The organism is Acidobacteriota bacterium, assembly GCA_016716435.1.
Classification (GTDB): domain Bacteria; phylum Acidobacteriota; class Blastocatellia; order Pyrinomonadales; family Pyrinomonadaceae; genus OLB17.
The window spans coordinates 563,337-581,456 of the sequence record JADJWI010000008.1; the positions used below are offsets into that span (position 1 = coordinate 563,337).

The window sequence follows — 18,120 nt, forward strand, 5'->3', positions numbered from 1 at the left end:
ATTATGCCCGAGAACGACCCGCAGAAAAAACGACCTGATAAAGCGGAGGCGGAAAATGACGAGGCAAGCAAGCGCAGTTATTACTACGACGACGCCCACGGGTATGAGGAATATGATCCGGACAAGGAGCCGGACGATGATGAACTCGAAGACGAGGAATGATCAGGCTTCGGTGCGGTCGATCGAGACCTGAATGCTCTGCCAGCGGCCTTGCCTGAATTTGTAGAAGCTGAGTGCAAAGCGGACGATGTGGCCCGCGAGTATGGCCAGCCAAATGTGCAACGGTTCGAGTCCCCAGGCGTACTGAATGAAGAAGCAGATACCAAGCGGGATAATGACCTGCGAAACGACCGAGATATATAGCGGGCTTTTGGTGTCGCCGGTGCCTTGCAGCCCGCCGGTGTAGGTCAATGCGGCCGAGATAAATAGGCCCGAGATGCTGAGCACCTGCAAAAGCTGCGTGCCGATCTCGATAACGGCCGGCTCCTTCATTCCGAAAAACCCGAGAAGCTGCGCGGGAAAAAAGAAAAAGAAAAGCCCGATAAATGCCGAACCGGCGACGCCGAACTTTGCGGCTGTGTGGACGGCCTTTGAGGCACGCTCCGGATTTCCCGCCCCGAGGTTTTGCCCGGCGACCGCTGCGGCCGCTCCCATTAGCCCGACCGAGGTCCATGTTATCAGCGAGAAAAGTTGCGTATAGCCGACGGCAAATGCGGCCTGTGCCGCAGCACTCTGCGCCAGCGACCCGATGAAGGCGAGCATAAAAACTCCGCCGACGTTCATCGCGATGCCCTGAATCCCGGTCGGAAGGCCAAAGCGAAAGATCTGGCGGATGATGGCCCAATCGGGCTTGTAGCCAAGCCCTTTCGGGAACGAAACGACCCAGCCGCCGGCGATCAGCCGATAAAGCGCATAAATCGCCACCAGCCCGGTAGCGATGCTCGTACCCATCGCCGCACCAGCGGTTCCGAATGACGGTATCGGGCCAAGCCCGGGGATGAGAATCAGGTTAAGGACCAGGTTGAGCACCGTCATCACAACGCCGAGGATCATCGGCGTGCGGGCGTCGCCGGCCGAGCGCAGTGCTCCGCTCAGCATAAAAAAGATGAGCAGCCCAAGGCTGAAAACGAATGTTATCCGAAGATAGGGAAGAGCCTCGGCCTTGACGCCGGCTTCGGCATTTACGAGGTCGAGCAAATATGGCGAAGCGAAATATCCGACCGGTGCCATGACGCCGAATGAGATGATGATCGCCGTAAGGAATGCCTGATAGACCGTACGATCTACCTTTAGCTCTTCGCCGGCCCCGGCGAAGCGGGCGACGAGTATGCTCATCCCCGTAAAGAGCGACGAGATGAAAACGATAACCACCAAAAAGATCTGCCAGCTGACGCCGATGGCTGCGTTTGCCTTAAACCCGACGACGTTGCCGACCACGATGTGATCGACAATGCCCTGCAATCCGGCGATTACATTCGTCAGCATCGTCGGCCAGGCGATCTTCCAAACCGCAGGCCCAAGCGGCCCCTCGATAATTGAGCGGTCGTATCGCGGCTTTGGCTTTTCCGGAACTAAATCGTCGATGTCGTTAATTGTTTCAGGCATCAAAAACCGGGCGAAAACTGCCCGGTCTCCCAGTATAACTATTCAGACGCAGAAAGTCCGTTCTAGAGGTCAACTATCACCTTGAAGCCGCTGTAGACCATCCGCTTGTAATCGAAAGGCGGGTCCTTCGGCGAGACCTTTGCAAGCTCCGGGTCAGCAAAAATTGCTTTCATCGTCTTGTTTCGATGGGCTTCCGATTTGAATTCGACCGCAGCATAGACGATCGTCTCCCCGGGCTTAAGCTTCAAAGCTTTCCCGAAAGGGAATGTGCCGTATTCTTCGTTTAGATCGGAGACGACGTATTCGCGGTAGCGGAGTGCACCGTGCTTCACGAAGATCTTGCCGGCACTACGGGCGAGCTTTTTGTACTCGTCGAGCTTTTTCTCCGCGATCGGCAGCAGATAGACATCGCAATATCTCGACATACGATCACTCCTTTGTTGCCCAACGGCCGCGAGCGACGACCAGCAAAAGCACCAATATGACGAAAGGGAAGATCGCCATCGCAATGCCGCCATAAGCTGAAACGACAACGGCACCGGCCATGACGACCGCAAGCAGAGCGGCCGCGATCGGCGTTAACTTCGGCATTATTCCCAAGGCCCAGGGAAGCACTAATCCCAGCCCGCCGAGCACCTCGGCAGCACCGATGAAGAGCACGAACCAGTGCGGGAGTTCCACGGTCATGTTCGCCCGCATTTCTTCATAAGGCATTAGGAACTTCGAACCGCCGGCAAAAAGGAACATCAGCCCGAGCAGAACTTGCAGGATCCAAAGAACGACATTCATAGAAGGTATCTCCTTCGCGGCGATCGAGGGCCGCGAATGTTTCACAACAAAACGTGACGGAAATCTTATTCGAGCCCGAGCTTTTCCGCAAGGCGTTCGAGGCTGTCCTGCCAGCCCGGGATGAATCCTTCATCGCGAGCCGCAACTCGATCGGCCTCGGAAGCGAGCAGGGGGTGGATGGTCAGTTCGGTTTGGCTGCCGTTCGCTGCAAAAGTAACGGTGACCGTCGCGTTCGGAGGTATTCCGGCACCGCATCCGGCGGGTTCTGCTCTAATGGCTGGTAAACGCCGAGCGACCTCAGATTCTCGCAGAGTTCGCCGAAGCTCGGCTTTCGATCGAATTCAGATCGATGGCCGAAAACGAAGCCTACGACTTCTTCGGCCTTTCGTTGGCTTTTAGCACGCGCTTGCGAAGTCGAATGGCCTTTGGTGTGACCTCGATAAGTTCGTCATCGGCGATGAATTCGAGAGCACGTTCAAGCGACATTTCTCGCACTGGCACGAGCCGCATTGCTTCATCGGCGGAGGTTGTACGCATGTTTGAGAGCTTTTTCTCTTTGATCGCGTTGACGTCCAGATCGACCGCACGGGCGTTCTCGCCGACGATCATTCCCTCGTAAACCTTTACGCTGGGTTTGATAAAGAGCGTGCCGCGTTCCTGCAGATTGTAGAGCGAATAGGTCGTCGATTCGCCCATCCGGTCGGCGACAAGCGAACCGGTCGAGCGCGAACGCATTTCGCCCTGCCATTTATCAAAGCGTAGGAAGATCGTATTGAGCAGGCCGGTGCCCTTTGTTTCGGTTAGGAACTCACCGCGGAAACCGATGAGCCCGCGTGAAGGGATCTCATATTCCAGCCGGACGCGGCCGGAGCCGTTGTTCACCATCTTCGTCATCTGGCCTTTGCGGCGGCCGAGTGCTTCGGTCACAACTCCGATAAATTCTTCGGGCACGTCGATGACCACTTGCTCAAAGGGTTCCAACGTTTCTCCGGTCTTCTCGTCTTGTTTGGTGATGACCTCGGGCTTCGAAACCTGCAGCTCATAGCCTTCGCGACGCATCATCTCAATGAGTATCGCAAGCTGAAGCTCACCGCGGCCGGAGACTTTGAACTGTTCCGCCGCTTCTGTTTGCGTTACGCGAAGAGCGACGTTTCCGAGTAATTCTTTCTCAAGCCGATCTTTGATCTGTCGCGATGTGACGAACTTGCCGTCGATGCCGGAGAATGGTGAAGTATTGACACCGAAGATCATCGAGATCGTCGGCTCATCGACGGCGATTATCGGCAGCGGTCTCGGGTTGTCGACCGTCGTTATCGTCTCGCCGATGTTGATGTCGTCAAATCCGGCAAGAGCGACGATCTCGCCGACTCCGGCCGAGTCAACGCTCGTACGTTCGAGCCCCTCGAATACAAACAGTTCCTTGACGCGTGTCTTTTGGGTCGAGCCATCGATCTTTGCGACGATCACTTCCTGGTTTTTTGCTATCTCGCCGGAAAACATGCGGCCGATGGCGAGGCGGCCAACGAAGGGGTTGTAATCGATGTTGGCGACCAGCAGTTGGAGGCTGTCGTCCCGGACGGCCTTCGGAGCCGGAATGGTCTCAACGATCTGTTCGAATAGCGGCTTGAGCGATTTCGATTCGTCGGTCGGTTCCTTTTTGGCAATGCCGTCGCGGGCGATGGCGTAGAGTATGGGGAATTCGATCTGTTCGTCGCTTGCTCCGAGATCGATGAACAGGTCGTAGATCTCATTAACGACCTCTTCATGACGGGCGTCTTGCCGGTCCATCTTGTTGACCACCGCGATCGCCGGGAGCTTTAACTCAAGAGCCTTTCTGAGAACAAAGCGGGTTTGCGGCAGGCAGCCTTCGGCGGCGTCAACCAGCAGGACGATGCCATCAACCATTTTCAATACGCGCTCGACCTCGCCGCCGAAGTCGGCGTGGCCGGGCGTATCGACGATGTTTATCTTGTAGTCGCCATATTGGACCGAAGTGTTCTTCGCCATGATGGTGATGCCGCGCTCGCGCTCAAGGTCCATCGAATCCATTACGCGCTCGACGACCTCCTGATTGTCGCGATAGGTTCCCGATTGCTGCAGCATCGCGTCGACCAATGTAGTTTTCCCGTGGTCAACGTGAGCGATAATGGCGATATTACGTATCTTTTCTGGTGCGATCATTGTTGTGTCCCCATGCCTCAAGGCAAACGCAAATAATGACGGATTGGGAGCGAAAAGGCAACACAAAAAGGCCGGCGGGTCCGAAAACCCACCGGCCTTATTGGAGGAACACGGGCCGACTACCCAGCCCGCTTGCTGTCAACCTTCAAATTATTCGTTACGCTGAAAACACCGGGAACCGTTCTTGCCGCAATATTGGCAAGGTTCAGGTCGCCCTCGTTCGAGACGTAACCTTCAAGCGTTACATGCCCGCGATCGACCACGAGCCGCATCGACGGGTTGACCGTCCAGAGATACCGCGACAGTGAAGCGGTTCTCGCGAGCGAGTTGTAAAGATCGCGTCGGATCCGGTCGTCAAATCCGCCGACATTGAGTATCTCAATGTTGTTCTGAACAGTCACCACGTCCGAGATCCGCTTGATCGCATTTTCTGCCTCGCGGCGATTGGTTGCGTTCCGGACCTTGCCGTCGAGAATTACCGTATCGCCATCAATGCGAAACGAAATGAAGTCGAAAACTTCGTAGTAAGGAAGACGAAGGATCTTGCTTTGAACCTCCTTCTCAAGGACGCGGTTCGAAACCTCGCCTGTTATCGTCTGAGCATTGACGCTGATCGCGGCAGAGCCGGCGACAAAAACTAGCATTAGTGCATATCTACTTAAGAACTTCATAATCTATAGCCTCCCAAACTGGGTCGCGCCGCCCAATTGTGTCGAACGATCGACACCAATATTAAGACGCAATTGCGAAGCAAAAAGATGCATCGAAATCGGAGAGTTGGGGCGGTTTTCAGTTCAAGATTGGCGGAGTTGTCGGAGTGCTTCAAACAATACAATTCCCACCGCGGTCGCGAGATTTAGGCTGCGAACCTCGGGGTTCGACATTGGGATGGTGAGGCAGGTCTCGGGGTTGTCCCGGAGCAAATGCTGGGGCAGTCCGCGGGTCTCCGGGCCGAAGACGAGGCAATCGTTTTCGGCGAAATCCCATTCGGTATACGAGCGATCTGTCTTGGTCGTTAGATAGACAAATCTGGAAGCGGGAAGCGAGCCGTAAAGATCATCGAGGACGATGTGCCGGGTCAGCTGAACGTGGTCCCAATAATCGAGCCCGGCCCGCTTCAAGGTCCGGTCGTCCATTCGGAAGCCCGTCACGCCTACGATATGCAGCGGCGTTCCGGTGGCGGCGCAAAGCCTTGCGATATTGCCGGTGTTTGGCGGTATCTCGGGTTCAAAAAGGGCGACTTGTGGCATGTTGCTTTATTTTGCGAGTATGGGGTTTTGTAAGTCAATTCTAAGCAGTAAGCATCCCGAGAGGCTCGGATTTCATCAAGGAATGGTACGCCCGAAATGTGCCCATGCCTAGATTTTCGGCGGCATATGTTACAATCCGCTTTTGTTTTTGTCTCAAATGAAGCTTAAGAGAACCTCAGGAAGAAGTCATTTTTTCGGTTTTGTGCTTGTTTTGCTCGGCTTCGCGGTAATTGCGGAGCCGGTAATCGGGCAGGACGCCATACCCACGCCTTCGCCAAGCCCGGTCGCTACGCCGGCCCCATCAAGAGGCGGCACGCAGGAACTGAACGCCGAGCAAGTGGCCGAATCGGCGATCATCATTTACGGCCTTGGCAGCGGCAGGCTCGTGCTTGACCAGATACGGCGGACGACCTTTGAACGCGGCAAGCTGCGAACGCGAAACCAAGCCGGGACGATGGATAGTACCAACTATCAGCGATGGGTCATTCGCGGCGAAAACTCCGCCAAAGACAAGGTCCGATGGGAACAGGAGCTTCCGGCGGCGCGCTACTCGCTAATGCACGTTGATGATCGCATCTTCGGCGTCTTTAATGACTCGGTCTTTACGCCGCAGGACGAGGCAGTTCGGTCGTTCGAGCAGTCGATGTTCCGCGGCCTCGACGCCTTGCTCCGTTACAAAGAGAACGAATCGAAGCTAGAACTGATCGGCCGCGAAAAACAGCTTGGGGTCGAGTATTTCGTTGTTGAAGTAACCGACAAAAAAGACCGCAAGACGAAGTTCTATGTCAGCGTTCGTACCTTCCGCGTGATGATGCTCGAATACGAAGATCTCGGAGTTAATTACAAGCGAAAGTTCTACGATTACCGCTACGCCCAAGGCACGCTTGTTCCCTATCGGACGGTCCTTTGGGCCGACGACCTTGAGATACAAGAAGCATCTGTCGGGACCATCACATTTGGCCAAAAGGTCGACGAAGGAATGTTCCTCGTCGGCTGATCCGGAAAAAATCTTAAACTTTTCACTCCTGTGAGTGTGTAATCGGGCGACTTTCGCCGAACACCATACAGGAGTGAATTGTTTTTGACGATACGTGAGTGCAAAGACCGATACGTTTTTCAGGGTCTTTTGTCTCTTCTCTCGAGCGGCCACCATAAATACCGCGTGGCCGTAACCCCATCAAGCAACAAATTGCAACTTTTCTTACGCTCCGGCGTGTGACCTAACGCAGGACGGCTTTTGTCCGGGATAGGGCGAATGGTGTACAAACGATGACAGTATGGCATCGGTCGATCGTGAAGAGGACAAAGCTGGGCACGGCGGGAAAACCGCCGGTGCCGTGTCCGATCATGAGCTTGCGGCGGCGGCCGCAGCCGGCGACGAAGCGGCCTTTGGCGAGTTGATGGACCGTTATCGAAACCAGATAACGAACTTTCTGTATAGATTTTTGAATGACTATGAAGAAGCGGTCGATCTTGCCCAGGAGACCTTTGTAAGGGTTTACTTTGCCATCGATCGCTACCATGCCGGGTATGCGTTCTCGACGTATATTTACCGCATCGCGAGCAATCTGGCGATCTCGGAACTGAGGCGACGCAAGCGGCGCAGACTGTTTTCGCTGACCGGGCTTTTTTCGGACGATCCCGGTGACATGGCCGAGTATCAGCCTGCGGACGGGCGAAAACTGCAGGATGCGAGTTTTGACGATGATGAACGCTCGGCGGTGATCGGAAAGGCGATCGCAACGCTGCCGGAGAAGTATCGTGTGCCGATAATTCTCAGGGACATCGAGGAACTCAGCTACGACGAGATCTCAAACATACTTGAGATCGAACTGGGCACGACGAAGTCACGGATAAACCGGGCCCGCGGGCTGCTTAGAGAGAAGCTGGATAAAGAAATTTTGGGGTTGAAATGACCGACGAACTGGAAAAATTGAGCGATGACGACCGGCAGATCGCCGCGATGCTAAATGCAATGCCGCGAGCGGCCGCTCCAGCCGACTTTGACCACAAAGTTCGCAGCAGGATCGCCGAACGCCGTCAATCGGCGGGCTCCGGATGGCGGATCCTTGTGCCGGCATTCGCGGCGGTCTTTCTTGTCGCCCTTGGTGCGGTGCTTTACCTCGGTGTGTTGAGCTCGGCAGATGTCGCGGACGTACCGCCGATCGCTCAAGCCCCGACCCCGGCACCAATGCCGCAGAGTGCACCTGAATCAGCGGTGCAGCTACCGGAAACGACTGAAGTAGCCGCGGCGGTAAATGACAACAGGGCCGCTCCCAATGATCGCGTTGCGGAGCGAGTAGCTCCACCGCAGAGAAGGCCCGTGCGGCGCGTGCAAACAGATGAGCAGATCGAGGGCGGCGGCTCGATCGATCGAGCGGGCAGCCCGGTCAATGTGACTCCGGATCGGCCGGTGAATGCGAATGTTGCGGTGCCTGAAATGCGTCCGCCGGGGTTCGAGGGCGGCGGCCAGGTCGATTCGAGCGAGGTGCTTTCGTTGATGGGTCTGCGGGGCGATTTTCAGACGGACGGATTCCTCGTCAGCTCAGCCGAAGGTTCAGGTGCGGCTGCCAAGGCCGGCGTTCGGGCGGGCGATGTCGTGGAATCGCTGGACGGCAAAAGAATCGAGCCCGAAACGCGGTTCGCTTCGGGCTCGGCGATAAAGACTATCAGCGTTCGGCGTAGCGGCGAGCGGCTTACGCTCACCATAAACCGCTAGTTTTCAGTGCCGACGCGTGCGTCCTTCACCTCGGTCTGGAACTTTTGATAATCGTAAGACCGCACGACCTGGTTCACATTCACACCGCGGACGAGCAGCACACGCACCGAGAGATTGATGTCCGCGACCGAGGGCAGCCAGATCTCGTTATTGACCCGTTCTTGCTCTAGCGTGAACGACGCTCCTTTTCGCAACTTTGCGAGCAAACCGCCGCCGATCTTAAAGCTATCGGCAAGAAACGCTTCCAGCCTTGCGACCTGTTTGTCCTTTTCATCTATCCACATCACGCCGGCCGTTTTCCCAAAAAACTTGAGCATGCTCTTGGCGTTCTTGTAGTCAAAATTCGGGTTCGGCTCGAAGTCGAAAACGATCACATCACGGCCGCGAAACCGTTCGCGACGCGGATTTACTAGCCGCGAAGCTCTGAGCACCTCGGCGATCGAAACACGCTGGCCATTCTCCGTAGGCGGGCCCGAGTTTGACCGACGCTCTTGCTTGGCGATCTCTTTTTCGATCTCCTCGACGCGTTTCCCGACCTCGCGGTCTTCGTCGCGTTGATCTTTCTCAGAAAGCGGTTTGCCGTTCTTCTCGATCAGCCGCCGGATGCGATTGCCCTTATAGAACGAAAGTTGATACGTCTCCGAACCGACCTCGCGGAGAATGCCGTCCTTGCCGAGTTCGCGTCGGATGCTTTTCTGTACGTAGGAATACGTATCGAGAAGGTTCTCGACCTTATCCTCGTTCGCCTGGAGCTCGGCGAGAAGCGCGGGGATCTCAGGTAGCGGTTCGCCCGAGACCTGCGGAAAATCGAACTCAGCCTTCGCGATCTGTCGGTTGACGGCCGCGTCATCAACGGCGAGTTCGAACGTCTCGTCGTTGATCTGCATCTTGATCGAGCGGGGCAGCATAACGCCGCCCGTCTTCTCATGGCCCGCGTATTCAAACGTCCGGCGTGAGTCGCCGATCGAATAATCTTCGCGGACCCGCAAGCCGGTCGCCGGATCAAATGCGATCTTGACGCCCGAGCCTTTCGCGGTCGAAATGCTCACGATCGAAGGGCCTTCGGAGACGATCTTCGAGCGTTGCTGTTTCGCATTGAGCCAAAGGTTCGCGCGGTAGTTTGCTTCCGTTTGAAAATCGATGCTCTCGTCGCCGGTCAGCGTCCGAAGCCCTTCGCGTGAGTCCCGCGACCAGCCGGAGCGGCCGTTGTAGCCCCATTCGTATTCAAAGCCATTTAGGTCGTACGAGAGGTTATAGAGGTTCGGCTTGGCGGCCTGCATAACAAATCGGCCTGTGGCCCCGTCCTGCACGCGGCGGATCGTTCCCGAAAGCTGCCAAGACGTCAATCTCTTCAGCTCTTTCGAACCACCGAGTGCTTTTTCGGCATTTTTGAGCGTCCGCGAGGGCGACTGGGCATCAACTGCTGTGAATGCAAAGAAGATTATAAAAATGAATGCAAAATACTTCATCGGTCTCTATTTGTGGCTGGAGGCGTTAGAAATAACCCCAGCAGAAAAATAAGTACGGCAAAGAACTGAATGTAACCGGTACCGGCTGAAAATCGAGGCAGATCGAGCAGCCAAGTTGCCGCCTCCTGTGCCGGGTTCTCAATAATCGACCGCAACCAACTTCGCCCGCCCGGTGCGGTCAGATTCGCAAGCACCATATACTTCGTCACAAACGCGAGGCCGAACATCGCACCGAGGCTCTTCAAAAGCCGTTTCGGGTCGAACTCGGCAAAAAGATTGTTCCAAAGAACCCACAGAAAGCAGAAGCTGACGATCCAGAAGGGAAGCCCTTGCTCGGGGATCAGCGAATTGAAGATCTGCGTCGCGGCGGCGAAAAGCGAAACGAGCACCAGCCCGTTTGCGGCGGTCTGCGTCCCGGTCATTTCCTCGGTGAACCAGCCATCGAGCCTGAGCATTCCGGCCCGAGAGAACAGCAGCAAAAGAATCGCCGCGAATATAAGGCAGATGAGTGCAGGCCGGACAAAGATGAACGAGCCGTCCACGCCGCTCAGCCGCAGGCCGCCGAGCAAGGCGACCGTCAGGAAGATCAGCGGGAGATAGATGTATGTCCGCATCGATCTGCGGCTCGCGATCTGCCTGACCGACTCGTCTTCCCGAACCGCCGGCAATTGATCGGCGACAGGCACCTCGAGCGTGTCTTCATCCGGCGAAATTTCCGCCTCGATCTCACTTTCTTTGAGCTTTGCCATTCGTGATCTACTTACGTTCGCGAAATACTTTGAACGGGTTAAAGTCGTCGGCTGTGACCTTAAGGCCTTCCTCAAGCTCCGTCCTTAGCTCGACCGGAGTCTTGAGCAAAAGGCCCGGATCATCAGTGCGGAAATTCGGGTCGATCGTCCGAACGCGTTCCGCCTCTTCAAGGCCACGCTGAAATAGCGCGTCGTCGTTCGAGATGCGGCCCCAGCCCTGCCGATAAAAACTGTACGCGATATAAAACTGCGTCCGGGCGTCGCGTTTTTCGGGGTCGGCGCGTTCAAAGGCGTCGCGGGCCGCGGGGAACCGGTCCTCGCGAAAGGCCGTCAGGCCCTCATTGAACTTCGCGGCATCGACTTCATACGTACCAATGACGACCGTTCCCTTGGTCGCAATATTCTCGACCGCGGACCGGGCTTTGGTCGTAAATTCCTCAAGCGAACGCGGCTCGGCGGCGTACAGGAACGCCACTAGCCCGCCATAGCCAAGCGTCAGCACGATACCGAGAATGTGGATATACTTTTCTTTCACTGATATACTCGTCAACACACTCAGATTACACTCATCGACAATATGTTGCACAGAACCGTTTTCCCGTTTTCACGAAGAGCACTCGTGCTGCTTGTCATTGCCGCGTTGAATTTTGCCGTCTTTGCCAAAGGTGCGGCCGCGAGCCGCGGCTTCAAGGCCGACATGGTCGTGCTCAACGCCAATATCCACACGATGGACCCGAAACAGCCGCGGGCACGAGCCTTGGCCATCTCTGAAGGCAAGATCATCGCGATCGGGAGCGAGGCCGAGGTTCGGGAACTGATCGGCCCGAACACGCGGCAGATGGACGCCGGCGGGCGGCTGATCATTCCGGGTTTTAACGATGCACACGTGCATTTTCTTGAAACCGGGCAGCAGCTTTCCTCGGTCGATCTTCGCGACGCCAAAACGCCGCAGGAATTCACCGAGCGGATCAAGAACTTTGCCGCAAAGCTGCCAAAGGGCCGTTGGATACTCGGCGGAAAATGGGACCACGAGAACTGGACGCCCAACAACCTGCCGACCGCGGCAATGATCGACGCCGTAACGCCCGATAATCCGGTATTTATTGACCGGCTTGACGGCCACATGGCACTGGCGAACAGCCTTGCGATGCGGCTCGCCGGTGTTAACAAAGATACGAAGGACGTTGAGGGCGGCGAGATCGTCCGCGACGCGAACGGCAATCCGACAGGCGTTCTGAAAGACGCCGCAATGTCTTATGTAAACAAGGTCATTCCGTCGCCGAGTTGGGAAGAGCGGCTCGAGGCCGCACAGGCAGCGACCGAGCACGCCGCGTCGCTCGGCGTTACAAGCGTGACCGATGTTTCGGCGGGGACGGACGTCGGTGTTTATCAAGAACTTCTCCGCCGCGGCACGCTGAAGACCCGCATCTACGGCTGTTCGCCGGTCTCGGATTACCGCCGTTGGGAGCGGACCGGTGTTCGTTTTGCATTCGGCGACCCGTGGCTTCGCGTTGGGTGTTTGAAGGGTTATTCGGACGGCAGCCTCGGCTCGACGACCGCTTGGTTTTTCCAAAAATATCTCGACGCACCAACGTCTTTCGGCCTCGCCAGCGATGAGATGGCGACGATGGCGGAGACGGTTCAGAAGGCCGATGCCGCCGGGCTTCAGATCAACATCCACGCTATCGGAGACCGGGCGAATGCCGAGGTGCTCGACATCTTTGCGAAGACCGAACAGACGAACGGCGTCCGCGACCGGCGGTTCCGTATCGAGCACGCTCAACATCTTCGGCTCGATGATATCAAGCGATTCGGTGGGCAAAAGGTGGTCGCCTCGATGCAGCCATTTCACATAATCGACGACGGCCGATGGGCGTGGAAGCGGCTCGACGAGCAGCGATTGAAGGGCACTTACGCTTTTCGCACGATACTCGACACCGGCGGCGTGCTGGCCTTCGGGTCAGATTCGCCGGTCGCTCCGCTTAATCCGATCTGGGGCGTTTATGGAGCGGTGACGCGCCGTACGCTTGACGATAAGAACCCGAATGGCTGGATTCCCGAGCAAAAGATCTCGGTCGAGGAGACCATCCGGGCATTCACCTGGGGCTCAGCATACGGCGAGTTTCAGGAACACATCAAGGGAACGCTGACGGTCGGTAAGCTCGCCGATTTTGTCGTTCTCTCCGAGGACATTTTCACCATCGACCCGGTCAAGATCTGGAACGTGAAGGTCGTGAAGACGGTCGTTAACGGCAAGTTGGTTTACGAAGCAAAGTGAGGCTTTTCGCCGCGATCCTGATCTCTCTCTTTATCGGCTGCCCTACCGCTGCTCAAGGCGGGGCGGCCGATCTAGTTATCCTCAACTCCGACGTGCGGACAATGGACCTCAAGCGGCCGCGAGCGACGGCGATCGTTGTTACGGGCAGCCGGATCGTTTTCGTCGGTGATGATTCCGATGCCCGCAAATATATCGGAAAAGGAACGCGTATTATCGATGCGGGAGGAAAGCTCGTCGTTCCGGGGTTCAATGATTCCCACGTCCATTTCATGGCGATCGGCAATAAGTTTTCTTCGCTTGATGCCAAGGGAATAGCCGGCTCCGAAGAGTTCTACGAACGCCTCACATACTATTTACAATTCCTCCCAAAAGGCCGTTGGATACTCGGAAGTGGTGCGAGCAAAGAGATGGTCGCAGAGATCAATGCCGCGGAGATCGAACGCATCGCGCCCGACAATCCGCTTTTCATTTACGCTGCTGACCCGTCGGAGGCGATCGCGAATTCGTCCGCGAGAAAGCTTGCCGGGCTCGCCGAGGCAAAGAACGTTGTTACCGTTCGCGAGATCGATCTGGCACGCATTGCGAGAAAGGTTCCGGCGGACCATATCCGCCGCTGGGCCGAGATAGCCGAAACAGCATCAAACTACGCTGCGAGCTACGGCATCACAAGCGTTCAGGATACTCATTCCGATGACCAAAGCGATGTTTACCGTCAGCTTGCGGCTGCCGGAAGGCTCAAGACTCGCGTCTATGACTGCTCGTCGCTCTTAGATTGGTTCGCAAAGCAAACTCCGCCGCCGCAAAACACGGCCGGCGAGATGGTTCGCACCGGCTGCCTGAAGGGCTTTCACGACGGCGAAGACAACTGGACGCCCCGCCTTCGTCAGCAGATTCTCGCGGCCGACAAGGCCAGATGGCAGGTCGCCGTCCACGCCATCGGTTCGAAGCCGAACTCGATCGTACTTGATATATTTGAGCTCGCGGCGAAAGAGAACGGGAAGCGTGACCGGCGGTTTCGTATCGAGCATGCCGAAGGAATTCTCGCAAGAGATTATGCCCGGCTGGGACGGCTTGGCGTCGTCGTTTCGATCCAGCCGCATCTCTTTGGCCGCGGTGGTTATTCTTCGAACTATTACCGCGATTTGGTTAAGAACGGTGCGATCGCGGCGCTCGGTTCTGATGCCCCTATGACAGCCTTCGATCCACTCTTAGGGCTTAATACGCGCGACGCAGGTAATGGATTCTCTTTTCTGGATTCAATTCAAGGTTACACGGTCGGATCTGCCTACGCGGAATTTGCCGAAGCTGAAAAGGGAAAACTTCTGTCCGGCATGTTGGCGGATATCGTGATTTTGTCGCAAAATATATTTGCATCAAGTGACCTGCGAATTAGCGGTGCAGAAGTGGAAGTGACCATCGTGAACGGCAAAGTCGTTTACGAGAAAAATAATACGGAGAAATGATGAAACGAATAATTGGAACGATGATGGCAGTTGCGGTCTTTGCGATCGCAGGCGTGGCTCAGGAGATGAACAGCAAAGGCGAGCCGGTTGCTACAAATGAACAGAACAAACCGGTCGAGCTGAAAAAGGGCGAAACGATCACTCGCGGTCAGGCCATGGCGAAAGGCGTGGCGAAGGCGAAGGTCGAGAAGGTATTTGCCGACCCTTCTAAATATGCCGATAAGACCGTCCAGGTCGACGGCGTTATCGTCCGCTCGTGCAAGAAGGAAGGCTGCTGGATGGAAATGGCCGACAAGGATGGCGGCAAGTCCGTTCGCGTCACCTTCGGCGACCACGCATTTTTCATCCCGCTCAATGCGGCCGGAATGAAGGTCAAGGCCCAGGGCGTTTTCAAGACCAAAACTCTCAGCAAGGAACAGGTCGATCACCTGATCAACGACGACGGCGCGGTCTTCGAGAAGCGGAATGCCGATGGGACCGTCACAGAGGTCTCATTTGATGCCACCGGAGTTGTTCTAACGCAAGCAAAATAAGACCGCTTAAGGAAAAAGTAAAAGGCTCGGACCACTTTTGGGCCGAGCCTTTTTTTGATTCCGTTCTATTTAGTTAGAACTTGAACCGAGCACCGAGCTGGACCTGCCGCGGTTCGCCGAAGCCGGCCGTGACAGTTCCGTCAAAGTTGAACGTCAGCGGCCGCGGGAGGCTCCGCTGGTTGCGGTTGTTGAAAAGATTGAAGGCTTCGAATATGCCTTCAAGCTCGAAACGTTCACCAAACTTGAATGCCTTCGACGCGCGGATATCGAACGTAAAGAATTCGTTCTCGAGTCTGAGAGTGTTCCGCTTGATTATGTTCGGGAACGTTCCGCGGTCAACGACCGATGTCGGCTGCGCGGAGCGATACTGAACGATCGGTGAGAGGTTGATCTCATACGGCAGCAGGAACGTAGCGAAGGCATTGAACCTGTGCCGCTGGTCGCGGTCGGACCAATTATATTCCGGCCCAAGGTCACGCGGGTCCGCATAGCGGAACGTGAACGGGTCGCGTTCGTTATCGTCGTCAGACTTATCGAACGAAAGAAGGTAGTTCGCCTGGAACTGCCATCTGTTCGAGAACCGCTTGTTGAATGTAAAGGTCACACCCTGATAAAGGGATTTTGCCGAACTTTCAGTCGAGCGTATCTCGCCGACGCCGGAGCCGTCGGGCCGTTCGAAGATTGCGACGCCGCTATACAAACGTGGGTCGTTGCGATTGACGAACCGCGTCAGCCGGGTCGATTTTGCGAGGTTATATGCAACAAGGATCGAAGTGTTCGCATAGACCTCGCGCTCGATACTGGCACTGTATTGCACCGTCCGCGGGTTCTTGAAATTGCGCTCAAAGACCGCGACACCAGGGTTGAAAGGAGTGAACCCCGCGGTTGGGACGATCCCTGGATATACCGGACAGCCATTTAGGCCGCCGGTCGGGGCCGATGCTCCGCCTGTGCACAGGAAGTTCGCGAAGAAGATGTTTCCTGCTATCGCACCGTCCGTGTTTCGCGGCCCTGCAACAACCAATCCCGGAACGCGCGCATAGTAGATTCCCGCACCGAGCCGGATCGCCGTCTTTCCATCATCTCCAGGCGACCAGGCGAGAGCGACTCTCGGGGCAAAGCCATCGGTAAAGTCCGGGATCGAGCCATCGGATGGGAAGCGAGGGTCGTTGACGAACTGCCCGAAGCGGGTGTCGGACACATTGTTTATCGGATCCGGCTGGAACTGAGCCTCCCAGCGGAACCCAAGATTGAGCGTCAGGTTTCGCCTTAACTGCCAATTGTCCTGGACGTAAAGGCCTGGCTCGATGTTCGTGTATGCCTGCGTTCCTGCCTCCTCGACCGTTCGGTTGCCAATCGGGGCAAACTGCAGATAAAGCTGAAGAGCTGCCGGGCTGATACCGTCTATATAGTCCACAAATCCGTCGATCGCATCCTCGATCGTCGGAGCCGCAAAGATGTAACGGCCGCGTGCAAATCCGATAAAGGTCTGCGAGACACGAGTTCGGTTCAGGTCAAAGCCGAACTTGACAGCGTGGTTTCCGCGGACGACCGTGACGTTGTCCGTGAACTGGAGCCGAACGTCGTCCGAAGGGACCGGAAGGAAGAACGGTCGCCCAAAGCGGTATGAGATCGAACCGTCGAACGTGCCGATGGTCGTGTCCGGCAGGTCCGGCCCATCGTAGAATCGCGGCCGCTCTTCCTTTGCCCACTGAAAGCGGAACTCGTTGAGCAGCGTCGGGCTGATGGTCGTCACGAGCTGTGCGATGAACGAATTCGAGTTGTTCGTCTCGCGTCCGTTTGCCGAAGTTCCCCAGGTCGGCACGTCGAAGGTGCCGTTGACTTGCTCGGCCCGGCTGTAGTTGTGGCGAAGGGTCAGCAAATTCTTGCTATTTACGTTGATATCAACCTTGCCAAGAAGAACGTCTGCGTCATTCGAGCGATTGATGATGCCCTGTTCGCCCGGTGAATTGAACCGCGTTGCAAATATGTCGACCAGCACCGGGTCGATGAAATTCGGCTTGCTGCTCTCGCCATCGTTTCGTTCGTAAGCGAAAAAGAAGAACGCCTTATCGCGCTTGATCGGGCCGCCTATATTGCCGCCGAACTGGTAGTTCGTGAAATCCTCGACCGGCAGCCCGGCATCTACAGCGTCCGGATTCTGGCTCGAGAGATTCTGGTTGCGGAAGAAGAGGAACGCCGCACCGGAAAATTCATTAGTACCTGACTTTGTTACAACGTTGATGAATCCGCCCGAACTTCTTCCGAATTCGGCCGAGGCTCCGACCGGAACAACTTGAAATTCCTTGACCGATTCAAGGCTGATCGTGAACGCCGGCCGCTGGCCGCCACGCTGCTCGCCAAAGAAGGGGTTGTTTGCGTCCGAGCCGTCGATCGAGACGTTATTCTGTATGCCTTTCTGGCCATTGATCGTGATCTCGTCGCCGTCCGGGCCCTGAACTATAGAAACGCCCGGCGTCAGCAAAGCGAACCGCGAGAAATCGCGACGGTTGATCGGAAGGTTCTCGACCGAGCGCTGATTTAGCTGGGTCGAAAGCTCGGTTCGGGCGATCTCGACGCTATCGGACTCGGCCGACACGTCCACAGTTTCCTCGGTCTGTCCGACCTTGAGCTCGACGCGAAGGTTCAAAGTCTGGCCGATATTTACATCGACATTCTCAAGTATGAACCGGCCGAAACCGCTTGCACTGGTCGTGACCTGGTAGCGTCCGAGAGGGAGGAGCGGAGCGGTGAAAAATCCGTCCGAGTTCGAACTGACCGACCTTTCGAATCCGGTCGCGGAATTCCTAAAGGTTATAGCGGCGCCCGGGACCGCGGCACCGTTGGGGTCAACGACGGTCCCCTGTATCGTTCCCGTCGTGGCTTGTGATTGTGAAAAGGCCGTAGTGGTGAGGCAGGCCGCGAGAAAAATAATCGAAAGGGTTCGTTTGAATGTGATCATTTGTTGTCCTCGCGAAGCGGCCGGGTTGCAGGAAAGCCGCCCGGTCGGATCGATCGTATTGATATCTTCGCCAGCATTCTTTGGGGCCGGCGGCCGTTAACAAGTTTGTAAACTGAGCGATT

18 protein-coding genes are annotated in these 18,120 nt (G+C 56.1%); 7 read left to right on the top strand and 11 right to left on the bottom strand.

Annotated features, from left to right (window positions below; all coding sequences use genetic code 11):
• The first annotated feature begins 3 nt into the window (after positions 1-3).
• Positions 4-162: a hypothetical protein gene (locus IPM21_14520; GenBank protein ID MBK9165094.1), complete on the top strand. Its 159-nt coding sequence runs from the start codon at positions 4-6 to the stop codon at positions 160-162.
• Here IPM21_14520 and IPM21_14525 read toward each other — a convergent pair whose 3' ends face one another.
• The 7 genes from IPM21_14525 to IPM21_14555 all read right to left on the bottom strand — a co-directional run bounded on the left by IPM21_14525 (position 163) and on the right by IPM21_14555 (position 5,825).
• The gene (locus IPM21_14525; GenBank protein MBK9165095.1) at positions 163-1,605 is read right to left on the bottom strand and encodes an MATE family efflux transporter; all 1,443 of its coding nucleotides are present in this window, start codon (positions 1,603-1,605) and stop codon (positions 163-165) included.
• 62 nt (positions 1,606-1,667) lie between these two features.
• Positions 1,668-2,030 (bottom strand): DUF1428 domain-containing protein, encoded by a 363-nt coding sequence (locus tag IPM21_14530; GenBank protein MBK9165096.1) that lies wholly within the window; start codon positions 2,028-2,030, stop codon positions 1,668-1,670.
• Positions 2,031-2,034: 4 nt separating this feature from the next.
• The gene (locus IPM21_14535; GenBank protein ID MBK9165097.1) at positions 2,035-2,394 is read right to left on the bottom strand and encodes a DoxX family protein; all 360 of its coding nucleotides are present in this window, start codon (positions 2,392-2,394) and stop codon (positions 2,035-2,037) included.
• Positions 2,395-2,459: 65 nt separating this feature from the next.
• Positions 2,460-2,735, bottom strand: a complete 276-nt coding sequence (locus IPM21_14540; protein MBK9165098.1) for an SRPBCC domain-containing protein — start codon at positions 2,733-2,735, stop codon at positions 2,460-2,462.
• A gap of 25 nt (positions 2,736-2,760) precedes the next feature.
• Positions 2,761-4,575, bottom strand: coding sequence for a translational GTPase TypA (gene typA, locus IPM21_14545; GenBank protein MBK9165099.1), 1,815 nt, complete (start codon positions 4,573-4,575; stop codon positions 2,761-2,763).
• Positions 4,576-4,694: 119 nt separating this feature from the next.
• Positions 4,695-5,246 carry a BON domain-containing protein gene (locus IPM21_14550; GenBank protein MBK9165100.1) on the bottom strand — a complete coding sequence of 184 codons (552 nt, stop codon included), beginning with the start codon at positions 5,244-5,246 and terminating at the stop codon, positions 4,695-4,697.
• Positions 5,247-5,369: 123 nt separating this feature from the next.
• Positions 5,370-5,825: a tRNA (cytidine(34)-2'-O)-methyltransferase gene (locus IPM21_14555; GenBank protein MBK9165101.1), complete on the bottom strand. Its 456-nt coding sequence runs from the start codon at positions 5,823-5,825 to the stop codon at positions 5,370-5,372.
• A gap of 157 nt (positions 5,826-5,982) precedes the next feature.
• On the opposite strand from IPM21_14555, the gene IPM21_14560 reads away from it, so the two are divergent.
• The 3 genes from IPM21_14560 (at position 5,983) to IPM21_14570 (ending at position 8,544) form a co-directional block, all read left to right on the top strand.
• Complete coding sequence (locus IPM21_14560) at positions 5,983-6,822, top strand: hypothetical protein (protein ID MBK9165102.1); 840 nt, start codon at positions 5,983-5,985, stop codon at positions 6,820-6,822.
• 280 nt (positions 6,823-7,102) lie between these two features.
• Positions 7,103-7,741, top strand: a complete 639-nt coding sequence (locus IPM21_14565) for a sigma-70 family RNA polymerase sigma factor (GenBank protein ID MBK9165103.1) — start codon at positions 7,103-7,105, stop codon at positions 7,739-7,741.
• Positions 7,738-8,544 (top strand): hypothetical protein, encoded by an 807-nt coding sequence (locus IPM21_14570; protein MBK9165104.1) that lies wholly within the window; start codon positions 7,738-7,740, stop codon positions 8,542-8,544. The genes IPM21_14565 and IPM21_14570 overlap by 4 nt, the downstream gene beginning before the upstream one ends.
• On the opposite strand, the gene IPM21_14575 is transcribed toward IPM21_14570, so the two are convergent.
• Genes IPM21_14575 through IPM21_14585 form a run of 3 tightly spaced genes read right to left on the bottom strand, consistent with a single transcriptional unit; the run spans position 8,541 to position 11,297 of the window.
• Positions 8,541-10,013 carry a hypothetical protein gene (locus IPM21_14575; GenBank protein ID MBK9165105.1) on the bottom strand — a complete coding sequence of 491 codons (1,473 nt, stop codon included), beginning with the start codon at positions 10,011-10,013 and terminating at the stop codon, positions 8,541-8,543. The two genes, IPM21_14570 and IPM21_14575, sit on opposite strands and share 4 nt — an antisense overlap.
• Positions 10,010-10,762 carry a hypothetical protein gene (locus IPM21_14580; protein ID MBK9165106.1) on the bottom strand — a complete coding sequence of 251 codons (753 nt, stop codon included), beginning with the start codon at positions 10,760-10,762 and terminating at the stop codon, positions 10,010-10,012. Before IPM21_14580 ends, IPM21_14575 begins: the two co-directional genes overlap by 4 nt.
• Before the next feature lie 7 nt (positions 10,763-10,769).
• Entirely contained in the window at positions 10,770-11,297 is a 528-nt protein-coding gene (locus IPM21_14585; GenBank protein ID MBK9165107.1) for a hypothetical protein, read from the bottom strand.
• Between the two features lie 42 nt (positions 11,298-11,339).
• On the opposite strand from IPM21_14585, the gene IPM21_14590 reads away from it, so the two are divergent.
• Genes IPM21_14590 through IPM21_14600 form a run of 3 tightly spaced genes read left to right on the top strand, consistent with a single transcriptional unit; the run spans position 11,340 to position 15,036 of the window.
• The gene (locus IPM21_14590; GenBank protein MBK9165108.1) at positions 11,340-13,040 is read left to right on the top strand and encodes an amidohydrolase; all 1,701 of its coding nucleotides are present in this window, start codon (positions 11,340-11,342) and stop codon (positions 13,038-13,040) included.
• Positions 13,037-14,503, top strand: coding sequence for an amidohydrolase (locus tag IPM21_14595; GenBank protein ID MBK9165109.1), 1,467 nt, complete (start codon positions 13,037-13,039; stop codon positions 14,501-14,503). The genes IPM21_14590 and IPM21_14595 overlap by 4 nt, the downstream gene beginning before the upstream one ends.
• A complete protein-coding gene (locus tag IPM21_14600; GenBank protein ID MBK9165110.1) occupies positions 14,503-15,036 on the top strand; it encodes a DUF4920 domain-containing protein in 534 nt (177 codons plus the stop codon). The genes IPM21_14595 and IPM21_14600 overlap by 1 nt, the downstream gene beginning before the upstream one ends.
• A 73-nt stretch (positions 15,037-15,109) precedes the next feature.
• Here IPM21_14600 and IPM21_14605 read toward each other — a convergent pair whose 3' ends face one another.
• On the bottom strand, positions 15,110-17,998 hold the full coding sequence (locus IPM21_14605) for a TonB-dependent receptor (protein ID MBK9165111.1): 2,889 nt from the start codon (positions 17,996-17,998) through the stop codon (positions 15,110-15,112).
• Between the last annotated feature and the right edge of the window lie 122 nt (positions 17,999-18,120).